The sequence below is a fragment of the Streptococcus sanguinis SK49 genome (assembly GCF_000212815.1).
In the GTDB taxonomy this organism is placed as follows: Bacteria; Bacillota; Bacilli; order Lactobacillales; family Streptococcaceae; genus Streptococcus; species Streptococcus sanguinis_C.
Genome location: NZ_GL890985.1, coordinates 1,279,143 through 1,298,549 on the forward strand (window position 1 = coordinate 1,279,143; position 19,407 = coordinate 1,298,549).

17 protein-coding genes and 1 pseudogene are annotated in these 19,407 nt (G+C 40.5%); 13 read left to right on the plus strand and 5 right to left on the minus strand.

Annotated features, from left to right (window positions below; all coding sequences use genetic code 11):
- Positions 1-48: 48 nt before the first annotated feature.
- The 13 genes from topA (at position 49) to HMPREF9380_RS04655 (ending at position 15,411) form a co-directional block, all read left to right on the plus strand.
- Positions 49-2,142: a type I DNA topoisomerase gene (gene topA, locus HMPREF9380_RS04715; RefSeq protein ID WP_002933730.1), complete on the plus strand. Its 2,094-nt coding sequence runs from the start codon at positions 49-51 to the stop codon at positions 2,140-2,142.
- A gap of 58 nt (positions 2,143-2,200) precedes the next feature.
- The gene (locus HMPREF9380_RS04710; RefSeq protein WP_002933731.1) at positions 2,201-2,701 is read left to right on the plus strand and encodes a hypothetical protein; all 501 of its coding nucleotides are present in this window, start codon (positions 2,201-2,203) and stop codon (positions 2,699-2,701) included.
- Positions 2,698-3,642: a hypothetical protein gene (locus tag HMPREF9380_RS04705; RefSeq protein WP_002933733.1), complete on the plus strand. Its 945-nt coding sequence runs from the start codon at positions 2,698-2,700 to the stop codon at positions 3,640-3,642. The genes HMPREF9380_RS04710 and HMPREF9380_RS04705 overlap by 4 nt, the downstream gene beginning before the upstream one ends.
- A gap of 100 nt (positions 3,643-3,742) precedes the next feature.
- Entirely contained in the window at positions 3,743-5,077 is a 1,335-nt protein-coding gene (gene trmFO, locus HMPREF9380_RS04700) for a methylenetetrahydrofolate--tRNA-(uracil(54)-C(5))-methyltransferase (FADH(2)-oxidizing) TrmFO (protein WP_002933734.1), read from the plus strand.
- A gap of 115 nt (positions 5,078-5,192) precedes the next feature.
- Positions 5,193-6,017 (plus strand): alpha/beta hydrolase, encoded by an 825-nt coding sequence (locus tag HMPREF9380_RS04695; protein ID WP_002906563.1) that lies wholly within the window; start codon positions 5,193-5,195, stop codon positions 6,015-6,017.
- Between the two features lie 32 nt (positions 6,018-6,049).
- Positions 6,050-6,790, plus strand: a complete 741-nt coding sequence (locus HMPREF9380_RS04690) for an esterase family protein (protein ID WP_002933746.1) — start codon at positions 6,050-6,052, stop codon at positions 6,788-6,790.
- A 12-nt stretch (positions 6,791-6,802) separates the two neighbouring features.
- A complete protein-coding gene (locus HMPREF9380_RS04685) occupies positions 6,803-7,969 on the plus strand; it encodes an ATP-grasp domain-containing protein (RefSeq protein WP_002933747.1) in 1,167 nt (388 codons plus the stop codon).
- Positions 7,970-8,191: 222 nt separating this feature from the next.
- Positions 8,192-9,160, plus strand: coding sequence for a thiamine pyrophosphate-dependent dehydrogenase E1 component subunit alpha (locus tag HMPREF9380_RS04680; protein WP_002933752.1), 969 nt, complete (start codon positions 8,192-8,194; stop codon positions 9,158-9,160).
- Between the two features lie 18 nt (positions 9,161-9,178).
- The gene (locus HMPREF9380_RS04675; RefSeq protein WP_002933754.1) at positions 9,179-10,171 is read left to right on the plus strand and encodes an alpha-ketoacid dehydrogenase subunit beta; all 993 of its coding nucleotides are present in this window, start codon (positions 9,179-9,181) and stop codon (positions 10,169-10,171) included.
- Between the two features lie 556 nt (positions 10,172-10,727).
- Positions 10,728-11,771 (plus strand): dihydrolipoamide acetyltransferase, encoded by a 1,044-nt coding sequence (locus tag HMPREF9380_RS04670; RefSeq protein ID WP_002933756.1) that lies wholly within the window; start codon positions 10,728-10,730, stop codon positions 11,769-11,771.
- Positions 11,772-11,844: 73 nt separating this feature from the next.
- Positions 11,845-13,551: a dihydrolipoyl dehydrogenase gene (gene lpdA / locus HMPREF9380_RS04665; RefSeq protein WP_002933758.1), complete on the plus strand. Its 1,707-nt coding sequence runs from the start codon at positions 11,845-11,847 to the stop codon at positions 13,549-13,551.
- Between the two features lie 66 nt (positions 13,552-13,617).
- Complete coding sequence (locus HMPREF9380_RS04660; RefSeq protein ID WP_002921209.1) at positions 13,618-14,607, plus strand: lipoate--protein ligase; 990 nt, start codon at positions 13,618-13,620, stop codon at positions 14,605-14,607.
- A gap of 165 nt (positions 14,608-14,772) precedes the next feature.
- Positions 14,773-15,411 (plus strand): hypothetical protein, encoded by a 639-nt coding sequence (locus HMPREF9380_RS04655; RefSeq protein ID WP_002933765.1) that lies wholly within the window; start codon positions 14,773-14,775, stop codon positions 15,409-15,411.
- Between the two features lie 80 nt (positions 15,412-15,491).
- Here the strand turns inward: HMPREF9380_RS04655 and xerS are convergent, their stop codons facing one another.
- The 5 genes and pseudogenes from xerS to HMPREF9380_RS04630 all read right to left on the minus strand — a co-directional run.
- On the minus strand, positions 15,492-16,562 hold the full coding sequence (gene xerS / locus HMPREF9380_RS04650; RefSeq protein ID WP_032907388.1) for a tyrosine recombinase XerS: 1,071 nt from the start codon (positions 16,560-16,562) through the stop codon (positions 15,492-15,494).
- Between the two features lie 178 nt (positions 16,563-16,740).
- Positions 16,741-17,207: pseudogene (locus HMPREF9380_RS04645) on the minus strand (MepB family protein).
- A gap of 53 nt (positions 17,208-17,260) precedes the next feature.
- The gene (locus HMPREF9380_RS04640) at positions 17,261-18,046 is read right to left on the minus strand and encodes an alpha/beta hydrolase (RefSeq protein ID WP_002933775.1); all 786 of its coding nucleotides are present in this window, start codon (positions 18,044-18,046) and stop codon (positions 17,261-17,263) included.
- Positions 18,043-18,939 (minus strand): hypothetical protein, encoded by an 897-nt coding sequence (locus HMPREF9380_RS04635; RefSeq protein ID WP_155114631.1) that lies wholly within the window; start codon positions 18,937-18,939, stop codon positions 18,043-18,045. The genes HMPREF9380_RS04640 and HMPREF9380_RS04635 overlap by 4 nt, the downstream gene beginning before the upstream one ends.
- A 188-nt stretch (positions 18,940-19,127) precedes the next feature.
- The coding region (locus tag HMPREF9380_RS04630) for a hypothetical protein (protein WP_002933778.1) at positions 19,128-19,407 on the minus strand (280 nt) is incomplete at its 5' end.

The following is a 19,407-nucleotide window of genomic DNA, read 5'->3' on the forward strand; positions in this document are numbered from 1 at the left end:
TCTATCAAAAAATAGTTTAAACTCTATGAGATTTATTTCTTATAGAAGGTGTCTAAATTGGTAACAAAAACAAAGAAAAAGTCTACGACTAAGAAAAATCTTGTCATCGTAGAGTCGCCTGCCAAGGCAAAAACAATAGAAAAATATCTGGGACGAAACTACAAGGTTCTGGCCAGTGTTGGGCATATTCGTGACCTGAAAAAGTCTACGATGTCCATTGATTTTGAGAACAACTATGAGCCGCAATATATCAATATTCGTGGTAAAGGTCCGTTAATTAATGACTTGAAAAAAGAAGCCAAGAAAGCTAAGCAAGTCTTTCTGGCAAGTGACCCGGACCGCGAAGGAGAAGCTATTTCTTGGCATCTAGCCCATATTCTTAATCTAGATGAGAAAGAGAAAAACCGTGTCGTCTTTAATGAAATCACCAAAGATGCGGTCAAGAATGCATTTAAAGAGCCCCGCCAGATTGATATGGATCTAGTCGATGCGCAGAAGGCTCGCCGAGTTCTGGATCGCTTGGTTGGTTATTCCATTTCTCCTATTCTCTGGAAGAAAGTCAAAAAAGGTTTGTCAGCTGGTCGGGTGCAGTCTGTCGCCCTCAAGCTGATTATCGACCGGGAAAATGAAATCAACGCTTTCAAACCAGAAGAATACTGGACTATTGACGGAACCTTCAAGAAAGGAACCCGTCAGTTTCAGGCCAGCTTTTACGGTATGAACGGTAAAAAGATGAAGCTGACCAACAACGACGAGGTCAAAGAAGTCCTGTCTCACCTCAAGGGTGATGACTTTACTGTCGACAGTGTCGAAAAGAAAGAGCGTCGACGCAATGCTCCACTGCCCTACACGACTTCCTCTATGCAGCAAGATGCCGCTAATAAGATTAATTTCCGGACACGTAAGACCATGATGGTTGCTCAGCAGCTCTATGAGGGGATTAATATCGGTTCTGGCGTACAAGGTCTGATTACGTATATGCGTACCGACTCGACTCGTATCAGCCCTGTGGCGCAAAATGAAGCGGCAAGCTTTATCACGGATAAATTTGGCGCTAAATATTCCAAACATGGCAGCAAGGCTAAGAACGCTTCTGGCGCTCAAGATGCCCACGAGGCCATTCGTCCTTCCAGCGTTTTCAATACTCCAGAAAGCATCGCAAAGTATTTGGACAAGGATCAGCTTAAGCTCTATACGCTGATTTGGAACCGTTTTGTAGCCAGCCAAATGACAGCAGCAGTCTTTGATACTATGAATGTTAAGTTGGGGCAAAATGGTGTCCAATTTGCCGCCAATGGTAGTCAGGTCAAGTTCGATGGCTATCTGGCTATTTACAACGACTCTGATAAGAATAAAATGCTGCCGGATATGGAAAAAGGGGATACCGTCAAACGTATCAATACCAATCCAGAACAGCACTTTACCCAGCCGCCTGCTCGTTATTCTGAAGCGACTCTCATCAAGACTTTAGAAGAAAATGGTGTTGGTCGACCATCTACCTATGCACCGACTATTGAGACCATTCAGAAACGATATTACGTTAAGCTGGTTTCTAAGCGCTTTGAGCCGACGGAACTAGGTGAGATTGTCAATTCACTAATTGTCGAATTCTTCCCAGGTATCGTAAATGTGAAATTTACAGCCGAAATGGAAGCAAAACTGGATGATGTAGAAGTTGGAAAAGAACAGTGGCAGAAAGTCATTGACGAGTTTTATCGACCTTTTGAAAAGGAAGTCGCTAAAGCCGAGACTGAAATGGAGAAAATCCAAATCAAGGATGAGCCAGCTGGTTTTGATTGTGAGGTATGTGGCAGTCCCATGGTCATCAAGTTGGGGAGATTTGGCAAGTTCTACGCCTGCAGCAATTTCCCAGACTGTCGTCACACTCAGGCTATTGTCAAGGAGATCGGCGTGACCTGTCCACAGTGCCAGAAAGGTCAAGTTATTGAGCGTAAGACTAAACGAAATCGCATTTTCTATGGCTGTGATCGTTATCCAGACTGTGATTTCACATCTTGGGACAAGCCAGTTGGTCGGAACTGTCCAAAATGTGACCATTATCTGATCGAAAAGAAAGTTCGCGGCGGTGGCAAGCAAGTAGTCTGCAGCAATGGCGATTACGAAGAAGAAAAAGTGAAATAACTGTTTTTTACATAATTTATATTACGTAAAATATTTTCTGAAGAAGAGGTGCAGTTTTATGACAGATAAATTTGCAGAATTTCTAAAAATCGCGTCTCAACTGAACAAGATGGGAATTGTTCCACTGCTGATGGGCTCCTTGGGGCTGGAGCAGGTTACTGGTCAGGACTGGCAGGCGCGGGATATTGATATTCATGTTCATGGTGATGAGCGCGGCTGGGAAGCACCAGATGAAGAGCGCATTTATGATATGGACAAGATTGAACCAATGATGGAGCGCTTGGGCTATCGTTTGGTCGATCTGCACGAGCATGAATTTCAAAAAGAAAATCTATCTATTGAGTTTGGAGCCATGGAAACCTTGGAGCCTTTTTCAGGTGTGTCGCTAGAGAAGCTGACTCGAAAAGAAGTTGAAGGTGTTGAGTTTCTACTGCCAACTGCAGAGCAATTTTTAGCGATCTACCGCGCCTCTTCCCAAGATTCTTACCGAAATGATAATAACAATCATAAGGATTTTGCTAAGATTGCTTACTTGGAGGAGATGTTAAAAGCAAAGTGATTAAGAAAATAATTAATGTGCTGTTTTCTATTCTCGCATTATTTATTTTGTCAGCATGCAACAACAGTGTAGATCATGATTTAAGTAGTACGGCTATATCAAATATTAGTTCCGTAATAGAAGCTGCAGGACTAGAAGCAGAAGGATACTCGACTGCTGATACTTTTGGCTATCAGGGATTTCCGTTTTACATTGAAGGAAACAAAAAATTTGTTGATGTCTATGTGGATTTTGAAAAAGATTATGTTCAGAAAACTCCAGTCCTCAGATACAACCCGAGACTTAAAGAAGTTGAGAAGAAAATTTTCTTTGGTTTGGCCAAGAAAAAAGTCTATCGTTTAGAAATGGAGTATGTTTCTGGCGATGACAATTATGATAGACTTGAAGAAGCTTACAATAAGTTGCTTCAATGTGATAGCTTGGCTTCTACATTTTTGAGCGAAGATATGATTAGACAGCTTTATTTAAAAAACTCAATTGAATTGCACTCCTTTGACTCGGGATATTCTTTGGTGCCAAAAGAAGAATATAGTGGCAACCCAGAAACTCATCTTGAAGAACAAGAAAAAAGAGAAGCAATTTTGAAAACAGATGTCAAAGAACTAGCTCCGTTAATCAAGGACTTAGACCTAAGTAGAGCAAATAAACTAGATGAAGATTTGCTTGCTCTTAATCGCGATATACTCTTAAAAAGAGTTGCTGACAATCGTTCGACTTTTAGTATTCATATAAGCGTTGATATAGAACAAGTACGAAAACAAAACCTACAATTAGCTAATGAAGATATTGACAATTGGACAGACTCTGATTTTGAATACTTACTTGTTCAAATACTTCAAATCGATAAACTACCTAGGAATACAGAAGTAGGCTTTAGTATAAGTTACGAAGACAATAAGCATCTGTATGCTTATAAGTCATTCAGCTTCAATAAACAATGATTTTGGAAAGACATTCAGGAATCCTCCTGTCTGTCTTTTTTACTATCTTTTTGTTATAATGGTCAGAGTGAAAATCTAGAAATATCCAAGGGAGAGTATCATGTCATCATCCTATATCAATGTTATCGGTGCTGGTTTGGCTGGCAGTGAAGCAGCTTACCAGATTGCCAAGCGTGGCATCCCAGTCAAACTCTATGAAATGCGGGGTGTCAAATCAACTCCACAACACAAAACATCGGACTTCGCAGAACTGGTCTGCTCCAACTCTCTGCGAGGCGATGCGCTGACCAATGCAGTTGGCCTACTAAAAGAAGAAATGCGACGGTTGGACTCGGTCATTTTAAAGTCAGCAGAGGCGACTCGGGTACCAGCAGGTGGTGCCCTAGCAGTTGATAGAGAAGGCTTTTCGCAGCTGGTGACGGAGCTAGTGACTAATCATCCATTGATTGAGGTCATTCGCGAAGAAATCACTGAAATTCCAGAGGATGCTATTACAGTCATTGCAACTGGCCCCTTGACTAGCGATACTTTAGCAGAAAAAATCCACACGCTCAATGGAGGCGACGGTTTTTATTTCTACGACGCAGCAGCGCCAATCATTGATGTCAATACCATTGATATGACCAAGGTCTATCTCAAATCCCGCTATGATAAGGGGGAAGCGGCCTATCTCAACGCACCGATGACTAAGCAAGAATTTATGAATTTCCATGATGCTTTGGTCAATGCCGAGGAAGCACCGCTCAATTCCTTTGAAAAAGAAAAATACTTTGAAGGCTGCATGCCTATTGAAGTCATGGCTAAGCGAGGTATCAAAACCATGCTTTATGGTCCGATGAAGCCGGTTGGTTTAGAATATCCAGACGACTACCAAGGACCTCGAGATGGTGAATATAAGACGCCATACGCTGTGGTCCAACTTCGTCAGGACAATGCAGCAGGCAGCCTTTACAACATCGTTGGCTTCCAAACTCATCTCAAGTGGGGGGAGCAAAAGCGGGTCTTTCAAATGATTCCTGGCCTTGAGAATGCAGAATTTGTCCGCTATGGAGTCATGCACCGTAACTCTTATATGGACTCTCCAAATCTGCTGGAACAGACTTTCCGCTCTAAGAAACAGCCAAATCTTTTCTTTGCAGGTCAAATGACTGGTGTTGAAGGGTATGTAGAGTCAGCGGCTTCTGGTTTGGTTGCTGGTATCAATGCCGCTCGGCTCTTCAAGGGAGAAGAAGCACTTGTTTTTCCAGAAACAACAGCTATCGGCAGCCTACCACATTATGTTACCCATGCCGACAGCAAGCATTTCCAACCCATGAATGTCAATTTTGGCATTATCAAAGAACTGGACGGCCCTCGGATTCGTGACAAGAAAGAGCGCTATGAGAAAATTGCTGAGCGCGCCCTTCAGGATTTACAGCCTTATTTGGATAAATAATCTATTTTCTATCATTATCTAATAAAAATCATCAAAAAGTTAGGAAATTCCTAACTTTTTTGCTTAATTTGTGATATAATAAATAAAAATTTTGAAAATAGAAAGTTTTCTGAAAATGAATAAATCCTATTTTTACCTTGAAATGAAGACACATGAGTTGGTCGTTCCTTATACCAAACAGAAACGTCGTGTTCGCGTCTTGCTTCCAAAGAACTATAGTCAAGACACAAATAAGACGTATCCCGTCGTTTATTTTCACGACGGTCAAAATGTTCTCTATAGCAAGGAGTCTTTCAGTGGCCATTCGTGGAAAGTTATTCCGACAATCAAGCGTAATCCAGATATTGAAAAAATGATTGTCGTGGCTATTGATAACGATGGTCAACGGCGGATGAATGAGTATTCAGCTTGGAAGTTCCAAGAGTCCAATATTCCCGGTATTCAGTTTGGCGGCAAGGGAACGGAGTATGCGGAGTTTGTCATGGAAGTCGTCAAGCCTTTCATTGACCAGCATTATCGGACCAAGTCAGATCGGCTACATACAGCTATGATTGGCTCTTCTCTTGGGGGGAATATCAGCCAGTTTATCGGTGTTGAATACCAAGATCAGATTGGTTGTCTGGGCATCTTTTCATCAGCAAATTGGCTGCATCAGGAAGCTTTTGACCGTTACATTGAGAGAAAAAAACTTCAGGCTGACCAGCGAGTTTTCATTTATGTTGGAACAGAAGAGGCTGATGATACAGATAAGACATTGATGGCTGGCAACATCAAGCAGGCCTATATTGATTCATCGCTCAGCTATTTCCGACAGTTACTTGTATCTGGGGTAGATTTGGCAAATATTCAGATTAAGATCCAGTCTGGAGCTATTCATAATGAAATCGCTTGGGCAGAGCACTTGCCAGACTGTTTCCGTTTTATCAGCGAGAAATGGTAATCTAGTCAAACAGTGAGAAAGAGGTAAAAACTATGCATGTAGAATTTTTAAGTCATTGGAGCGGCAATCTAGGCCGAGAAATGTATATCAATCGCTATGGCCATGCTGGGCTCCCGATTATAGTCTTTGCATCATCAGGCGGCAGCCATAATGAGTATGCTGATTTTGGCATGATTGAAGCCTGTGCAAGTTTTATTGAGGCTGGTAAAGTCCAGTTTTTCACTCTCAGCAGCGTTGATAGTGAGAGTTGGCTGGCGGACTGGAAGCATCCTCACGACCGAGCAGAAATGCATCGTGCCTATGAGCGATATGTCATTGAGGAAGCGTTTCCATTTGTCAAGCATAAGACAGGCTGGTTTGACCCTATGATGACGACAGGCTGCTCCATGGGAGCTTATCATGCCCTTAATTTCTTCCTGCAGCATCCAGATGTTTTCAATAAAGTGATTTCCCTTAGTGGTGTCTATGATGCACGTTTCTTTGTCGGTGACAATTTGAACGACGAAGTCATTTATCAAAACTCACCAGCTGACTATATCTGGAACCAAAATGATGGCTGGTTTATTGACCGCTATCGACAGGCCGATATTATCGTTTGTACTGGCTTGGGCGACTGGGAGCAGGATGGTCTGCCTTCCTTCTACACGCTGAAAGAAGCTTTTGAGCATAAGAATATTCCAGCTTGGTTTGCTGAATGGGGCCATGATGTTTCCCATGACTGGATTTGGTGGCGTAAGCAAATGCCTTATTTCCTTAATGAACTCAATCTTTAAAGGAGGTTTCCTATGAATTATATCGTTATTTCTCCCTACTATCCGCAAAATTTTCAGCAGTTTACCGTGGAACTGGCTAACAAAGGAATCACTGTTCTGGGAATCGGTCAGGAGCCTTATGACCAGCTAGACCAGCCTTTGAAGGATTCATTGACTGAATACTTTAGAGTAGAAAATCTTGAAAATCTTGACGAAGTAAAAAGAGCGGTGGCCTTTCTCTTCTACAAGCATGGACCTATCGATCGGATTGAGTCACATAATGAATACTGGCTAGAACTGGACGCTGAGTTGCGTGAGCAATTCAATGTATTTGGAGCGAAGCCAAAAGACTTGAAAAAGACCAAGTTCAAATCAGAAATGAAGAAACTCTTTAAAAAAGCAGGCGTTCCAGTCGTACCTGGTCAGATTGTCAATACAGAAGCAGGCGCTGATTTGGCTGTCAAGAAACTTGGTCTGCCTTTGATTGCCAAGCCTGATAATGGAGTGGGGGCAGCTGCGACCTTTAAATTGGAAACAGCAGAAGATGTTGAACGTTTCAAGCAAGAATGGGATCATCAGACAGCTTATTTCTTTGAAAAGTTTGTCCAGTCTGGCGAAATCTGTACTTTTGACGGTTTGGTAGATAAGGACGGTCAGATCGTCTTTTCGACCACCTTTGACTATGCTCATACACCGCTGGATTTGATGATCTATAAGATGGACAATTCCTACTACGTTCTTAAGGATATGGATCCAAAACTGCGTGCTTATGGAGAAGCGATTGTCAAAACCTTCGGCATGAAAGAACGCTTTTTCCATATTGAGTTCTTCCGCGAAGGTGATGATTATGTAGCCATTGAGTACAATAACCGTCCAGCTGGCGGCTTTACCATTGATGTCTATAATTTCGCCCACTCAATCGATCTTTACAGAGGCTATGCAGCGATTGTAGCAGGAGAGCCTTTCCCAGCTGCTCACATGGAGCCACTGTATTGTTTGGCAACCTCGCGCCGTGCATTGACAAACTATGCTTACCCTGAGGCTGACTTGCTGGAGAAATACAGAGATAATTTCAAGGTTAAAAAAGACATGCCAGCCGCTTTTGCAGAGCTGCAAGGTGACTACCTCTATATGCTAACAACACCAAGCCGTGAGCAGATGGAGCAGATGATTGCAGATTTTGCTAAACAGGCGGACTAATCAAAAGCATGCTCTGCTATTATTTTCGTATAACAGTTTCAAAATAGTAAAAACTACTCTAGCACAAAAAGTTTGTGAAATTTCTATTTTGGTATCGAAAACCAGTTTATCCAATGGATTGACTGGTTTTTCTTTGTGAAATATAAGTGAGCAAAAGTTTTGACAGTGCTTACAGCTTTAGATAGAATTAAATAGAAGAATTATGCTTAGAAAGGCAAAAAAATGGCAACTTTAGATAAAGATCTTTTGTTAGAGATGTTCCGTAAGATGGAAGAAATCCGTCGCATGGACTTAAAAATTGCTCAACTTGTAAAAAAAGGAAAGGTTCCTGGGATGACTCACTTCTCGGTAGGTGAGGAAGCAGCCAATGTCGGTGCTATGCTGGCCTTAAATGAGGATGATTTGCTGACTTCTAATCACCGGGGACACGGTCAAGCTATCGCCAAAGGAATCAACCTCAACGAAATGATGGCTGAAATCCTTGGTAAATACACTGGAACCTGTAAAGGAAAAGGCGGCTCTATGCACATTGCGGACCTAGATGCTGGAAATCTTGGTGCTAATGGTATCGTTGGCGGCGGCATGGGAATTGCCGTTGGAGCAGCTCTGACCCAGCAAATGCAGAAGACAGGTAAGATTGTTGTCTGCTTCTTTGGTGACGGTGCTACCAACGAAGGCGTCTTCCACGAAGCAGTCAACATGGCTTCTATCTGGAATCTGCCCGTTATTTTCTATTGTATCAATAACGGCTATGGCATTTCTGCTGACATCAAGAAAATGACCAATGTAGAGCACATCCACGAGCGCAGCGCAGCTTATGGCATTCCAGGTATGTTCATCGAAGATGGAAATAATGTTCTGGATGTTTATGAAGGCTTCCAAAAAGCTGTAGAGCATGTTCGCAGCGGTAAAGGACCTGTCTTGATTGAGAGCGTCACTTATCGTTGGTTGGGACATTCATCTTCTGACCCAGGTAAATACCGTACTCGTGAAGAAGTAGAAGAATGGAAGAAAAAAGATCCAATCGAAAATCTTCGTAAATACTTGCTGGAAAACAAGATTGCAAGCGAGGAAGAGCTAGAAGCTGTCCAAGCTGGAGTCAAAGAAGCAGTAGAAGCATCTGTGAAGTTTGCAGAAGAAAGCCCATTCCCACCGCTTGAATCTGCCTTTGAAGATATTTACGCAGACTAAAGAGAGGAGAAAAAGAAAATGGAAACTAAAACTATGTCTTTTCGTGACACCATTATCCTCGCTATGTCTGAGGAAATGCGTCTCGATGAAAATGTACTCTTGATGGGAGAAGATGTTGGAGTCTTTGGTGGAGATTTCGGAACATCTGTTGGTATGCTGGAAGAGTTCGGTCCAAAGCGTGTACGTGACTGTCCGATTTCGGAAGCAGCTATTTCTGGAGCAGCAGCTGGAGCAGCTATGACAGGGCTGCGTCCAATCGTAGACATGACCTTTATGGACTTCTCTGTAATTGCCATGGATGCTATTGTAAATCAAGCCGCTAAAACGCGCTATATGTTTGGCGGAAAAGGACAAGTACCAATGACTGTCCGCTGTGCAGCAGGTAATGGAGTTGGCTCAGCGGCTCAGCACTCGCAGTCTTTGGAATCTTGGTTTACCCACATTCCAGGTCTTAAGGTTGTGGCACCGGGAACTCCAGCTGACATGAAGGGACTTCTCAAAGCCTCTATTCGAGACAACAACCCAGTCATTATCCTGGAATACAAGTCTGAATTTAACCAAAAAGGCGAAGTGCCACTGGATCCTGAGTATGTAATCCCTCTTGGCGTGGGTGAAATCAAAAAAGAAGGTACTGATGTAACAGTTGTTACTTACGGAAAAATGCTTCGCCGTGTCATGCAGGCGGCTGAAGAATTGGCAGAAGAAGGCATCTCTGTAGAAGTGGTTGACCCACGTACATTGGTGCCGCTTGATAAGGATATTATCATCAACTCTGTTAAGAAGACTGGAAAGGTCGTTTTGGTTAATGATGCCCACAAAACTAGCGGTTTCATTGGTGAAATTTCAGCGATTATTTCTGAGTCAGAAGCATTTGACTATCTAGATGCGCCAATCCGCCGTTGTGCAGGTGAAGATGTGCCAATGCCTTATGCACAAAACTTGGAAAATGCGATGATTCCGACCGTTGAAAGCATCAAAGACGCTATTCGGAAGACATATCATAAAGAATAAGGTATAATAAAGAAAAAGGCTTTCTTATGAGTTAGATTACATAAATTATTTTATGTAATCTAATCTTGTGTAGAGGGTCAAAAAGTCTTAGAATTTTACTAATTGCAGAAAATCGTTATTCGGTTGAGTATTAGTAAGTCTACTAGGTTGGTCGCAGATAGCGGCAACCGTAGTAACTTGAGATACGTTTCGTATCCAAGTTACTGTAGAGTTGAACATGGGCTAAAGTCTGTGTGAAAAAGATAAACTTTTCTAGAAACGAAAATTTCTTCGTTAAGTTTTCTATTTTCGCTATGATTTTTAACGCCTTAGTATCATGTAATTGAATTCGGACGGAGGACTGCGAAAAAAAGATAGATTTCCTTGTGTTCATCGAACACAGCATCAATCTCCTATTTTTTCATTGCCCTCTGCGCCCTTAGTATCTTATATTCGAACTCGGGCTAAAAGCTCGGAAAAAAGATAAATCTCCTTGGCTTCATCGAAGCCTGCGTCGATTTCCTATTTTTCAGTCGCTTTTTACGCCCTTAGTATCATAATTAGAATTGGAGAGGTCATGGCTGATGATAAGCTAAGAGCGACTCCTGCAGCTAGAAAGTTAGCGGATGATTTGGGAATCAACCTCTATGATGTTTCTGGCTCGGGCGCAAACGGTCGTGTCCACAAAGAAGACGTGGAAACTTATAAAGATATAAATGTGGTGCGCATTTCACCACTGGCAAAACGAATTGCCCAAGAACACAATATTGCTTGGCAAGAGATTCAAGGAACTGGCCATCGTGGCAAGATTATGAAGAAAGATGTTCTTGCCTTCTTGCCTGAGAATGTTGAGAGCGATACAATCAAATCTCCTGCTCAAATTGAAAAAGTGGAAGAAGTGCCTGATAATGTCACTCCTTACGGTGAAATTGAGTGTATTCCAATGACGCCAATGCGGAAGGTCATTGCTCAGCGAATGGTAGAATCTTACCTGACGGCGCCGACATTCACCCTCAACTATGATGTTGATATGACTGAAATGCTGGCCTTGCGTAAAAAAGTGCTGGATCCAATCATGGAAGTAACTGGCAAGAAAGTAACTGTCACAGACCTGCTTTCGCTAGCTGTTGTGAAGACATTGATGAAGCATCCTTACCTCAACTCAACTTTGACAGAGGACGGCAAGACCATTATCACACACAACTATGTCAACCTTTCAATGGCAGTCGGTATGGATAATGGCCTGATGACACCAGTTGTCTACAATGCAGAAAAAATGAGCCTATCAGAGCTTGTGGTAGCCTTTAAAGATGTAATCGGACGTACCTTGGAAGGCAAATTAGCTCCAAGCGAGCTGCAAAATTCAACCTTCACAATCAGTAACTTAGGTATGTTTGGCGTTCAGTCTTTTGGGCCAATCATCAATCAGCCAAACTCTGCTATCTTGGGTGTGAGCTCAACGGTAGAGAAACCTGTCGTTGTTAATGGCGAAATTGTTATCCGTCCAATTATGAGTCTTGGCTTGACCATTGACCACCGTGTAGTTGACGGAATGGCTGGAGCTAAGTTTATGAAGGACTTGAAGGCTTTGATTGAAGATCCAATTTCAATGTTGGTATAAGATTTTCTTTGCGATTCTCAAAAGCAAAGAAACGTTCAGCAAATGAAAAATTAAATTAGAAAAGGAAAGAAAAATGGCTTTAGAAGTAATTATGCCAAAAGCCGGCGTGGATATGACCGAAGGGCAGATTGTCCAATGGAATAAAAAAGTCGGCGAATTTGTCAAAGAAGGGGAAATCCTTCTGGAAATTATGACTGACAAGGTCAGTATGGAATTGGAAGCCGAAGAAGACGGCTACCTGATTGCCATCCTCAAAGGTGACGGAGAAACTGTTCCAGTAACGGAAGTCATCGGTTACTTGGGAGAAGAAGGGGAAAATATCCCAACTGCTGGCGGTTCTGCACCTGCGGAAGTACCAGCTCCTACAGCGGCGGCAGCAAGCACAGATGATGATAAGAGTGATGATGCTTACGATATCGTTGTTATCGGAGGCGGTCCTGCTGGTTATGTGGCAGCTATCAAAGCAGCTCAGCTGGGTGGCAAGATTGCCTTGGTTGAGAAGTCTGAGCTAGGCGGAACCTGCTTGAATCGTGGCTGTATTCCTACCAAGACTTACCTGCACAATGCGGAAATCATTGAAAGCCTTGGTCACGCTGCTAATCGCGGTATCATCATTGAAAATCCAAGCTTCTCAGTGGACATGGACAAGGTTCTGGAAACAAAAAATAAGGTTGTTAATACGCTTGTTGGCGGTGTTGCTGGCCTTCTTCGCAGCTATGGCGTAGATGTTCATAAGGGAATTGGTACCATTACTAAAGACAAGAATGTTCTTGTAAACGGTAGCGAGCTGCTAGAAACAAAGAAGATTATCTTGGCTGGTGGTTCAAAAGTCAGCAAGATCAACGTTCCAGGTATGGAATCTCCACTAGTGATGACAAGCGATGATATTCTGGAAATGAACGAAGTGCCAGAAAATTTGGTAATTATCGGTGGTGGTGTTGTCGGTATTGAGCTTGGACAAGCCTTCATGACATTTGGCTCAAAAGTCACCGTTATCGAAATGATGGACCGTATCGTCCCAGCTATGGATGCGGAAGTTTCTAAAAACCTTCGCCTCATTCTGGAGCGCAAGGGCATGACAATTCTAACTGAAACTAAGTTGGAAGAAATCATCGAAGAAAACGGAAAACTCCGTATCAAGGTTGAAGGAAAAGAAGATATTCTAGCAGATAAGGCCCTGCTTTCTATCGGACGCGTGCCAGACCTAGAAGGTATCGGTGAGGTTGAATTCGAACTGGATCGCGGCCGTATCAAAGTCAATGAGTACATGGAAACTTCTGTTCCAGGTATTTACGCACCAGGTGATATCAATGGTACTAAGATGCTGGCTCATGCTGCCTTCCGTATGGGTGAAGTTGCTGCTGAAAATGCTCTGAAAGGTAACCATCATGTTGCTAAACTCAACCTGACACCTGCAGCTATCTACACCCTGCCAGAAGTAGCAGCAGTTGGTTTGACAGAAGAGCAAGCTCGTGAGAAATACGATGTAGCGATTGGTAAGTTCAACTTCGCTGCTAACGGCCGCGCCATTGCTTCAGATGCAGCTCAAGGTTTCGTTAAAGTCATTGCTGACAAGAAGTATGGTGAAGTGCTCGGTGTTCATATCATCGGTCCTGCGGCGGCAGAATTGATTAACGAAGCATCAACCATCATCGAAATGGAAATCACCGTAGAAGAAATGCTTAAGACTATTCACGGTCACCCAACCTTCTCAGAAGTCATGTACGAAGCGTTTGCTGACGTACTGGGGTTGGCAGTTCACTCACCTAAGAAAAAATAATTTAAAAGATAGATTAGACTGGGCATAAATCACTGTTCCAGTCTCTATCGTATAAAGAGGTAGCTTATGAAATACATTGTTAACTACTCAAATGACACAGCTTTTAATATTGCTTTGGAAGAATATGCTTTCAAACACCTCTTAGATGAGGATGAAATTTTCTTGCTCTGGATTAACAAACCTTCTATCATCGTGGGACGCCACCAAAACACTATCGAAGAAATCAACCGTGATTATGTTCGTGAGCATGGCATTGAAGTCGTACGTCGTATCAGTGGTGGAGGAGCTGTTTATCATGATCTAAACAACCTTAACTACACCATTATCTCCAAGGAAAGCGAAGATCGTGCTTTTGACTTCAAGAGTTTTTCTACGCCAGTTATCAACACCTTGGCAGAGCTTGGAGTAAAGGCTGAATTCACTGGCCGTAACGACCTAGAGATTGATGGCAAGAAGTTCTGTGGCAATGCGCAGGCCTATATCAACGGTCGTATCATGCACCACGGCTGCCTACTCTTTGATGTTGATTTGTCTGTCTTGGCCAATGCGCTTAAGGTTTCTAAAGACAAGTTCGAATCAAAAGGAGTTAAATCCGTCCGTGCACGCGTGACAAATATTGTCAATGAATTGCCAGAAAAGATTACTGTCGAAGAATTCCGCGACCTGCTTCTGGACTATATGAAGAAAGAATATCCAGAAATGACAGAATATGTCTTCTCTGAGAAAGAACTGGAAGAAATCAAGCAAATCAGAGATAGCAAGTTTGGAACTTGGGACTGGAACTACGGTAAATCACCTGAATACAACGTGCGCCGTGGTACCAAGTTTACCAGTGGTAAGGTAGAAATCTTTGCCAATGTTGTTGAATCTAAGATTCAGGATATTAAGATCTATGGAGACTTCTTTGGTATTGAAGATGTAGCAGCAGTAGAAGATGTACTTCGCGGTGTTAAATACGAACGTGAAGATGTCCTGAAAGCTCTTGAAAGGATTGATATTAGCCGTTACTTTGCTGGGATAAGCAGAGAAGAGATTGCCGAAGCTATCGTCGGTTAAAATATGATATAAAGAAAACCAAGCTCTCGAAGAGTTTGGTTTTTCATGTAAACAGTATATTTCAAATCAGCAACATTCTTACGTTTCCTTAACCAGCTAGTTTTCTCTAGGCTTTATCTACTAGATATGATAAAATGATAGGGAATCAGAGAAAGAGGTGTCTTGATGCAGAAAGTCCCAGTAGAAAGCCTTGGTCTGTTTGAGCAGTTGGATCGCACAGTTGTAGCTTTTCTGAAGAAAAAACCATCTCCTAATCCAGACAACTTTTATGTTAGCATATCTGAAGAAGATTATGAGAAAAAGAAAGAAGAATTTGAAAAATCAGGCTATCAAGCTGTGAAATTACCGCTTGGCATGGCGTTAGATAATGTCATTCAGCAACCTTCTTTTCAAAACCTAGTCATTGGCGGGCTCTACATGGTAGATATCTTCGTTCCCAAGGAAGACCTGATGTCCTTGAAGGATCTTGTAGACAGCTTTTGCATTATGTTTGCAGCAGCTAATAATCGAATAGAAAATATCAAAGCTTACGATCTGATGAAGAGTAAGACAGTTTATTTTATAGGAAAACTCTTTACGGATAATCCTCAGCCGGGTGATGAAATTAGCTTTGAAGGGCTGAATAGAGAGACAGCAGAATGCTCCTACGAAGCGGTCAAATGCTTCCTAACTAGAGAAAGTGCTGAAAAGTACAACACCAAAAATCGACCAGTCACAGCAGCGAATCTGGAGCATCTCAAGCACTTCTGGGGAAAACCGCTGATTGTTGAACCCCATCGTAACTATTGGATTGAATTTTTATAAGAAAAAGAGCGAAGTATCTAAACTAGATTTTCGCTCTTTTGTTGTTTTTCTTATTTTTGCATATTTTAAATTATGTAATGTTACAATTTGTCCAAAGCATTCTTTTGCTCGTCATTGACAATATGGGTGTAGAGGTCCGTTACCTGAGTGCTAGCATGCCCTAGCTGATGACTGACGAGAACTTGAGATTTGGTCGCATCGTATAAACGTGTAGCAAGCGTGTGGCGGAGTTTGTGAGGAGTCACTCGCACCTTGAAGTCCTCGGAATACTTGGCCACCATTTTTTCGACACTGGAAGCATCGATTCGATTAGGACTGCCACGGTATTCAGTCAAAAAGAAGGCTGTATCTGTCTTTTCGGCCTTGTATCGCTTACTCCGAATGTTTAGATACTCTTCTAAATAGGGCTTAGCAAAAGCAGCAACATTGACAGAGTCTCTTTTTCCACCTTTCCTTGTCACTTCAATGACCATCATTTTGAGATTGATGTCTTTCAGGTCCAGATTAACAGCTTCAGACAGACGAACACCAGAGGCTAGCAGCAAGGCAATGATGGCTAAATCTCGTTCCTTGTTCTTGTTAAAAGAGGATAGGGCACGGTTAGAGAGCTTCTTGGGGTACTCCCTATCAATATACAGGAGAAATTCTTCTGTCTCATCTCCTAAAAAGAGCTTCTGCTTAATATTCTCTGCACGAGCAGCCAGAGTTTCCTTTTTCTTCTTAGTAGATACCTTTTTCATCACATTTCGATAGAAGTAGGGCTCACCCTGCTCGTTTTCAACTTCCTCAGTCAAATATTTGTAGAGGCTGGACAAAGCCGAAAGAGTTCGGTTGATGGTTGTCTGGGAAACACCGTTTTGTGTCGTGTTGGCATTGAGAAGCGGCCGCTCTCGCAGATAAAGAATGAAGGCCTCCATGTCTTTCTTGGTCATGTTTTCCAAGACCGAGAGAGGAATCTCAGCAATATGAGAGGCATCCGTGATACCAGATTCTAGCACCCAATTAAAAAATCGATCATATTCTTTGAGATATTCGTATAAGGTTGTAAAACTATAAGGCACTGCCAGTTTTGATTGGTAATATTCCAGAATGTACCAGGGCATAGTGGCCTTAAGTTTATCAATTCTTTCTAATAACAGTTCACGTCTCATCATATTTCTCCGTTTTTTCTATAATAGTAGTATAGCATATCTAGATATATTTTTCAAGAAAATTATAGTTTTTCGGAAAGATGATAGAGGGAAGTAAGCAAGCTAACTTTACTACAAAATAGATAATAAAAACAAGACAAAATTGAGAAATTGAACTCTGTCTTGTTTTACCTGAAACTTATTCTTCTAATTCGATTTTTTGAAAATAATCCAGTTGCCATTTTTGTGTTGTCTGAGTTGCCATTTTTGTGTTGTCTGAGCTGTTTTATTTAAATTTGTGCACCAGGACGGATAAAACCGCATAGCCATTTTTCCTTTGCAATCCTTTGTAGAAAGAATTTTTTTACTAATAGCCACCTCTTTGGGAATGATAAATATACCGCAATGACGGTCGTCGATAACGACAATTACCAGTTCATCACCTAAGTCTTTATCAGTATATGGAATGTTCTTATTGTCTTGGTCTTTTTTCCAAAAGACTGTAAAGTAGCCTTCTTTTTTAGGTGTCTTCTTTGCCAAACGGCATCTTTTATATTCTTGATCATCCTTTGGCTTAATCAAAATGCTTTCATAGTCTTCATTCCATTTTTCATTTATCAGATCAAAGTCACCATAATACCTATGAAGAATGTCTGTCATTTTCATTGTTTTATCGTCTTTCTAATTTTTTACCAAAATTAAATTATGTAAGATAATTACTAGAATAGAAACTCTTTAATCAAAACAACTACCTGCTCATTTTGCGGCAAGGAAGAATGGTGAGCATCCTTTCCTACAATGACTACCTCTCTGTGTGAAGCAATCTTTCTTTTGTAAATCAAGCTTCCGGCCTCTACACTGCTTTTATGGACAATTCCATCACCATCTCGGAAAAAGATTCCCAAAATCGACAAATGCTGCAACTTCTTAGGTAGATTTTCTTGGTTAGATATAAAGTCATCTAGCATCGCAACTCGATGATTGATGTTTTTCTTATTCAGATTATAAGGACTACCAATAGTCAGGAGCTTTTCCATCTCTAAACCAGAATGGTTTGCTAGGTATTGCTGCAGGAATACTGTATAAATTAGACCGCCGTTAGAATGCCCCAGCGCCTTAAAGCTGTTAAAAGAATACTTCTCTCTTAAAACTGTTAAAGCAGTGTCAAACATGGCCGCTTGTTTCTTGATATTTTCATAACCATCGCGATTATTTTGAAAGCCAACCACAAAAATGGGATTTCTATCCTTCCGCTTCAAATGCCCTCGATAAGTCATATGTCCGTCATTCCAGACTTTAATACGGACTAGGCTATGACGCGAATGCTGATTGCGGTTGAGTTTTTTAACCATTAGATTAAAACGATTCTCTGTCGCCGAACTACCTGGAATCATGATAATAGGCTCAATTGATTGTTTGCTGGCAGGCAGATGTTTGATTGATCGCGCAACTAAATTATTAATCAGAGTATTAATTTTTAGAAATAAAGCTGTAAAGTAATTCATCTTATTAATAAGTCTTTGTATATTCTGTTTCGTCTATATTTAAAAACTTTTTGGATTTTGATGACCTCATTATTATTAAACCTTATAAAATAATTAAAAAAATTATTATTCCATTGAGCATATTTGTAGTTTATTTTAGACTTTACCTTTACAATTTCGCTATTTGGAAAACCAATTAGGTCAATAATTTTAGGAAGATCAAGATTCCTCTTTATAATTCTCCTAATTTTTCTTTGATTAACTTTCATTTTAACAGGTAAATTGCTGTTAGATATTTTTTTCTTTATTAATAATTTTTTTCTGAAATATAAGACTAACTTTGTTTTATAATCAAAATCTACTCCATAAATTATCCATTTGCGTTTGGACCGTTTATCAATACTAGCTAAATTAAGTCTATTGTCCTTACTATAAAACTCAAGCGCCTCATAGTCTTGTCGTGTAAAAGGAAATTTATTTTTATACTTTATATATTCTAAAGAAAATGACAATTGAAAGGATAGAAGAATAAGAATTATAGTGTACATCCACTCATCATTGTAGGTTAAAGTTCTTTCCGTATTTTGCTTGTTGGCAACAATCATACTAGCTAAAAATATTGCAATTTCTATACCAAGTCCTAAAAACTTTTTATATTCAATCCAATTAAAAGCTGTTTTTTGAAAGAAATCATCATGCAACTCTGGTTTTAAATATAAAAAACTTGTTATAAATTTTCTATATAGAACCAAAGATATTAATGAGTATAAAACTGAAATACCAATTATATTCTCCCAAACAAGTCCTCCCCATTTTGTCTGAGATTCTAAACTCATATTTTTATCATAAGCAAAACTATAATCTCTTGTGAGGAGTCCTAAACATCCTAATAAAAAGAAAGAAATAAAAAGCATACTAAGAATTCTAAGAAAAGTATTATCAAAACATTTCTTTCTATTCAATCTAAAAATAAGAAAAATAAATATACAGTTCACAATAAAGAAGTAAGATAAATAGCTATTGTGACCATCATACTGTTGTGTATTGAATATAATGGAATACCAAGTATAATAAAAATAATCTTTTATTAGATTCACTCATCTTACTCCTGATTCTGTTTTAAAAGTTTAATTGCACAATAATGAGGGAAAACATAGAAAATAACTGTGTCTCCATGAGTGGCAATATTTTTACCACTAAATATAGCTAGAGCACACCAAGCTACAATAACTGTTAAAAAAATATTATAAAACACTTCTGCTGCTTCAACATTAAAGTAATTTTTTGTATTTTTAGAATATCTAAAATCAGAAGTGTTTCTTATATAATAGAAATCAAATGTTGTAGAAAAAACTATAAACATAAAATATATCCAGTATTCA

What these genes read in the sequence shown, in the direction of transcription:
- HMPREF9380_RS04655 (WP_002933765.1), top strand. Translation starts at nt 14,773, where the DNA reads ATGCAGAAAGTCCCAGTAGAAAGCCTTGGTCTGTTTGAGCAGTTGGAT.
- HMPREF9380_RS04680 (WP_002933752.1), top strand. Translation starts at nt 8,192, where the DNA reads ATGGCAACTTTAGATAAAGATCTTTTGTTAGAGATGTTCCGTAAGATG.
- HMPREF9380_RS04635 (WP_155114631.1), bottom strand. Translation starts at nt 18,939, where the DNA reads ATGCTTTTTATTTCTTTCTTTTTATTAGGATGTTTAGGACTCCTCACA.
- xerS (WP_032907388.1), bottom strand. Translation starts at nt 16,562, where the DNA reads ATGAGACGTGAACTGTTATTAGAAAGAATTGATAAACTTAAGGCCACT.
- lpdA (WP_002933758.1), top strand. Translation starts at nt 11,845, where the DNA reads ATGGCTTTAGAAGTAATTATGCCAAAAGCCGGCGTGGATATGACCGAA.
- HMPREF9380_RS04660 (WP_002921209.1), top strand. Translation starts at nt 13,618, where the DNA reads ATGAAATACATTGTTAACTACTCAAATGACACAGCTTTTAATATTGCT.
- HMPREF9380_RS04640 (WP_002933775.1), bottom strand. Translation starts at nt 18,046, where the DNA reads ATGAATTACTTTACAGCTTTATTTCTAAAAATTAATACTCTGATTAAT.
- HMPREF9380_RS04695 (WP_002906563.1), top strand. Translation starts at nt 5,193, where the DNA reads ATGAATAAATCCTATTTTTACCTTGAAATGAAGACACATGAGTTGGTC.
- HMPREF9380_RS04675 (WP_002933754.1), top strand. Translation starts at nt 9,179, where the DNA reads ATGGAAACTAAAACTATGTCTTTTCGTGACACCATTATCCTCGCTATG.
- HMPREF9380_RS04670 (WP_002933756.1), top strand. Translation starts at nt 10,728, where the DNA reads ATGGCTGATGATAAGCTAAGAGCGACTCCTGCAGCTAGAAAGTTAGCG.
- HMPREF9380_RS04710 (WP_002933731.1), top strand. Translation starts at nt 2,201, where the DNA reads ATGACAGATAAATTTGCAGAATTTCTAAAAATCGCGTCTCAACTGAAC.
- HMPREF9380_RS04690 (WP_002933746.1), top strand. Translation starts at nt 6,050, where the DNA reads ATGCATGTAGAATTTTTAAGTCATTGGAGCGGCAATCTAGGCCGAGAA.
- HMPREF9380_RS04685 (WP_002933747.1), top strand. Translation starts at nt 6,803, where the DNA reads ATGAATTATATCGTTATTTCTCCCTACTATCCGCAAAATTTTCAGCAG.
- trmFO (WP_002933734.1), top strand. Translation starts at nt 3,743, where the DNA reads ATGTCATCATCCTATATCAATGTTATCGGTGCTGGTTTGGCTGGCAGT.